Below are 441 nucleotides of genomic sequence, written 5' to 3'. Positions count from 1 at the left end.
GAGGAAGGCCCGAAGATTCGCCCCTGGCGGCTCGTGCTTGAAGAGCCAATCCCGCTTGAGACCGAAAAGGGTGCATTGACGGCGCTCTGGGTTCACGAGCTGTCGTTCAAGGGGGTGCTGCTTGAGTACCGCAAGAAAGGCAAGCTGCCGAGAAACTTTTCCGCCTGGTTCAACCCGCCAGGTCAGGCCCCTATTCCAATGCGCGGCAAGCTGGAGCGAATGAACGAACACAGTTTCGGTGCCTATCACTTCAGCAAGCATGGCAAGGACGACGCCGAGCGCTTGCGTCAGTACATCCTCCAAGAGCATCGCCGCAAGCACCCTTCCCTGCACAAGTAATCAGCCAACACCGCAAAGCTCTACCGGTCCGTCAGCGTTTCAGGAATAATCCTTGCTTGCTTTTCAAGTGAAGCTGTCGCGACCCACCACCCCGGATCGCGG

1 pseudogene is annotated in these 441 nt (G+C 58.0%); it reads left to right on the top strand.

The window, feature by feature from the left end:
- Nucleotides 1–339 (top strand): annotated as a pseudogene (locus ALO43_RS00025) (hypothetical protein); the annotation flags it as partial.
- Nucleotides 340–441: the final 102 nt, after the last annotated feature.

Source organism: Pseudomonas tremae, assembly GCF_001401155.1.
GTDB lineage: Bacteria > Pseudomonadota > Gammaproteobacteria > Pseudomonadales > Pseudomonadaceae > Aquipseudomonas > Aquipseudomonas tremae.
Note: the sequence above shows the minus strand (reverse complement) of the source record. Positions and strands in the feature narration are given on the sequence as shown.